Here is a 4,279-nt window from a genome sequence, read left to right as displayed (position 1 = left end):
CTTGGGTGTCCAGCGCGGCGAGGCTGTCAAGCGCCTGACGGCGTAGCGCCTCATAGAAGATCCGCTCGGCTTCGTTCATTTCGACGACGATGGTCTGCTCGGTGCGGGGCGGTAGTTCGCTCAGCACCGCGGCCTTGGTCCGGCGCAGCAGGAACGGGCGGATCAAGCTCCGCAACGCCATACGCGCCTGAGGATCACGATCCCGTTCGATTGGAATGGCGAACCGCTTCTGGAACCCCTCGCGTGACCCGAGCAGACCGGGATTGAGGAAGTTGAACAGGCTCCACAATTCATCGAGGTAGTTCTCGACCGGCGTTCCGGTCAGCACCACCCGGAAATCCGCCCGGAGTGACAAACTCGCTTGCGCGCGTTTGGTGTCTGCGTTCTTGATCGCCTGAGCCTCGTCCAGCACGACCATCGACCACGTGACGCCGGCGAGCGACGCGCTTTCCTGATGCAGCAATCCATAGCTACAGATCAGAACGTCGTTTGATCCCAAGCCCTCGATCAGAGCGGCGCGATCGTTGCTGGCCGACAGGCGATGAACCGCAAGCGTCGGGGCAAACCGCCGCAGTTCTGCACCCCAATTGGGGCAGACCGACGTCGGCGCCACGACCAGACAGGGGCCCGACTGCGCCCGTTCGAGCAGCACGGCGATCGCTTGGACAGTCTTGCCGAGACCCATGTCATCAGCGAGACAGGCACCAGCGCCCCAGCGGGCCAGGCGCGAGAGCCAGACGAAACCGTCCAGCTGGTAATCGCGCAGGTCCGCCTGGAGATGACCAGGCAGGGCAGGGGTCCAGCCCTCGGCTGCGGTGATCCGTTCAACCTGGCGCTTCCATGCGGCATCGGCGGTGACCGCACCACCCTCCGCCAATGCCGCATCAAGCGCGGCGGCTCCCAGCGCGTGGACCCGCCGTCCGGACCGATGCGTCTCGGAAACCGCCGTCAGTTTCTGCAACTGGCTCTGCAACTGGTGGGTGAGCGCGACGAAACTGCCATCCTCCAGCTTGACGAACCGCCCCTGCGCGCGGCTCAGCCGGTCGAGCAGGAATTGCATTTCCAGCACGCGATCCTCATTGAGGGTGATGGTCCCGTCGACATTGAACCAGTCCCGATCGCGGCTGATCTTCACCTTCATCCGATCGGATGAGGCAGCGTGAACCCGGATCCGCTGGCCCTCAGGCCATTCGATCGCAAGCGTCCCGGTATAGGCCTGCAGTTCAAGCAGGCATTCGAGGCTGCCTTCAGGATCGTCGAGCACCCATTCATGGGCCTCCGCGCCACGACGATCACGCAAGGTCGGACAGGCGGCGATCAACGCATTGCGCTCGGCGATCTCGGCTTGAAGGTCACGGCTGACACGGATCTGCTGGCCGGCGATCGTGGTCAAGGCGGAACGCCCGCCCAGTCCGGCGACATAGGCAGGTCCCTCGGTGCCGAAGGGGCGCACCATGAGATTGAGCTTGATCCCGTCGTTCTGCGGAATGATCTGGACGACTGGCGCCGTGATGCCCGGCTGCACCTCCTGCTCGATCTCATCGATCTCTGCCCGGATCGGCAGCGTGGGGTTGGTGCCACGGATCAGGGCGATCACCTGATCCCGCGCCTTGATCGGAACTGTCAGGCCGTGTCGGCCCAGAATATCCTGGATCGACAGCAGGCGTCTCGGAAACTCGATCACCCGGTAGCGGGTGTGGGTTTCCGCTTCGAGGAAGACGGCCGGTTCATCGGCGGTATGGGACAGGGCGAGATGGAAGTTCTTGCCTTTCTTGCTGATGATCAGTTCCAGCGGGTAGGCGACCAACTCGAGCGGACGGGACCGCTGCCGTGCGTCGAACACTGCCGGATGACCGACCAGCGCCGGCAGCACGCGGACCGGGTCGAAATAATAGACATCGCTGTCCCCCCAGCCGGCGGCCTCACGGCGCAGCCCAACCAGCCCGGCGCGATCTTCCGGGGTGAGATAGGTCAGGCGGGCATCGTGCTCGTGCAGACGCTTCAGGGCGATCGGCCGGCCATCGGACCAGCCGGTACCCTTTGCCGTCTGCTCGACAACGTCGATCACCTTACTTACCGGATCGACGAACCAGGCGAGTCGCTTTCCAGGCCCTTCTCGGGCTGCTGCGGGATCGGGCCTTGGGGTTCGTGCGCCCAACAGCGCCCCCAGATTATCGAGGGCGCGCTGCCACGGTTCCTGGAGGCGCATGATCTGTGTGAACCGCAGGGTGATCGAGGCACTGATGTCCGCAAGATACGCCTGGTAGGGGGTGGGATCCGGTGCGATCTCGATCAGGATTTCGGCATGGACCTGCGCGAACAGCGGGAAGCGCCCGTTCAGACGCCCGAATTCAGCTTCCAGGGCGTCGCGATGTTTGCGGGACAGCTCGGGATCGACCGCATATTCGGCGAGGGCCCGCATGGCGAGATCGAGCGGCGGGCAGGGTATGTCGCGTCGGAGCGTTTTGACGAACCCGGCTGCCTTGGCATCGAACCCCTGGCTGAGCCAGAGCAGAGCCTGCAGGCTCCGATAGGCGCCAATCCGAGGCGTCTCCGTGGACAGAAGACTATCGAGATAGGTACCGATCTCATGATGCACGACCGCGTCATTGGTCTCGATCAGGCTGAGCAGAAACAAAAGGCCATGGACATCGTCGAGGAAGACTTTTCGCCGGCCGCGATCTTTGCGTAGCCGTTTTAGCGCAGCGCGATATCCTTGGCGCGCTGCATCGGCCTGCCCGGTCAGAAACTGGAACGCGGCGGTGGCGCATAGAGCCTCGACCGTCGTGGAGTCGCCAAATGTCGCGAGGCGGGTTCGGGCTTCCTCGATCCGCCCTGCCAGCAGATGGTCGTCGGACAGAAGGGGGCCGAGAGTGGCAAAGGCATCCTCATCCTCGACAGTTCTGAAATATCTCCGGAGCGCATCGAGATCGGGCGTCGGGTCATGCATTTCGAACTGCGCGTCCAGCTTCGCCCGGAACAAGCCAATTTGGATCAGTGGATGCCGGCTCCGCAGCCAGTCGATCCCGATCGGCGTCGCCGCGAACAATGTCGCCAGCAGTCTGGTCGAACTATGAGGAACGCAGTGCTTGTCGTGGAACGTGCATAATGCCGCGAATTGTTCACCGTCATTGCTATAGATCGCATGACGCAGCATGCGGACGAGTGCGGCATAATCGCCCTGATAGCGGCCTGCTCCCCCGAGCATTCGCGCATAGGTGGTGGGATAGGCGACATTGACGATATCAAGGAGGTCCGGGGCCTCCGGCGACGCGAGCGCATCGACCGTGACCGGATGCAGGAGGATCGGCTTGCACCCCTCGCGCGCCGTGATCAGCCCTTTGCGCTTCAGGCCATCGAGGGCCAGACGGACCGCATTATAGGACCATGGCTTTCCTTTCGGTCCCGGCAGATCGCTATGGGAGAGAAGACCTGCCAGACCATATTGATCGGATGAGGGTGCACTAAGGGCCTCGATCCGCATCACCGTCTTCAGGTCGGCGGTGCAATCAAGGTAGGTCTGCCACAGATCGGATGCCGGAAGGGTTTTCGCATTGTCGTTCATGCCGTCAACCGGTCTATCGGCAACAGCGGGCCGATGAAAGGGGTCGCGATCTCGCTGGCTTCGACGACATGATAGACAGCCCCGCGCCGCTTCGTGCCGCTGGCCCGGCGTTGGAGCTTCACCCGCAGAAATCTCGCTGCCTCCGCGTCGCTCTCAAAATCCCACCGGCGTGTGCGGCCGGTCGTCCCGATCCGGCCATATGTGATCCTGGCATTGAGCAGGCCGAACAGATCGCGATCGATCTCGATCCGCCAACTCCGAAACCGGTTCAACTCTGGCGCACAAGCCCGGAGTTCGAGGATCACGCCGTTCATGGATGGGATCTGGCTCATGTCGACATGAGTCTAGGACACGGCGAATCGCAAGGGAATCCCTGGCACTTGGGAATAGGCGGCTATGTTGATGACGATCTCGAACCTCGTGGTGCCGAAACCTGTGATCTCGAGTAAATACAGCGCATGGCGATAACCGTACCAAATTCTTCGCAAGGTGATCGTGACCCCGTTTCGGAAACCGATCGGGCATCACGTGTTCTCAAGACGGTGTTTGGATTGCCTGGTTTTCGAGGCGAGCAGCAGGCGATCATCGAACACGTTATCGCAGGTTGTGACGCCATTGTTCTGATGCCGACCGGAGGCGGCAAGTCGCTCTGCTATCAGATCCCCGCCATCTGCCGTCCTGGTGTCGGCATCGTCGTCTCACCATTGATCGCCC

General features: G+C 62.4%; 3 protein-coding genes. 1 reads left to right on the top strand and 2 read right to left on the bottom strand.

Translation table 11 applies throughout. The annotated features are described in order from the left end of the window. Together ACP5E6_RS16590 and ACP5E6_RS16585 are read right to left on the bottom strand one after the other, a co-directional pair. Nucleotides 1-3,565: SNF2-related protein (locus ACP5E6_RS16590; protein ID WP_427956002.1), on the bottom strand; the 3,565-nt coding region annotated here is incomplete at its 3' end. Continuing rightward, on the bottom strand, nucleotides 3,562-3,897 hold the full coding sequence (locus ACP5E6_RS16585) for a WGR domain-containing protein (RefSeq protein WP_427956000.1): 336 nt from the start codon (nucleotides 3,895-3,897) through the stop codon (nucleotides 3,562-3,564). The genes ACP5E6_RS16590 and ACP5E6_RS16585, both read right to left, overlap by 4 nt. A 126-nt stretch (nucleotides 3,898-4,023) precedes the next feature. On the opposite strand from ACP5E6_RS16585, the gene ACP5E6_RS16580 reads away from it, so the two are divergent. Next, the coding region (locus tag ACP5E6_RS16580; RefSeq protein ID WP_427955998.1) for a DEAD/DEAH box helicase at nucleotides 4,024-4,279 on the top strand (256 nt) is incomplete at its 3' end.

It is taken from the genome of Acidiphilium sp. (assembly GCF_049977125.1).
Classification (GTDB): Bacteria; Pseudomonadota; Alphaproteobacteria; order Acetobacterales; family Acetobacteraceae; genus Acidiphilium.
Note: the sequence above shows the minus strand (reverse complement) of the source record. Positions and strands in the feature narration are given on the sequence as shown.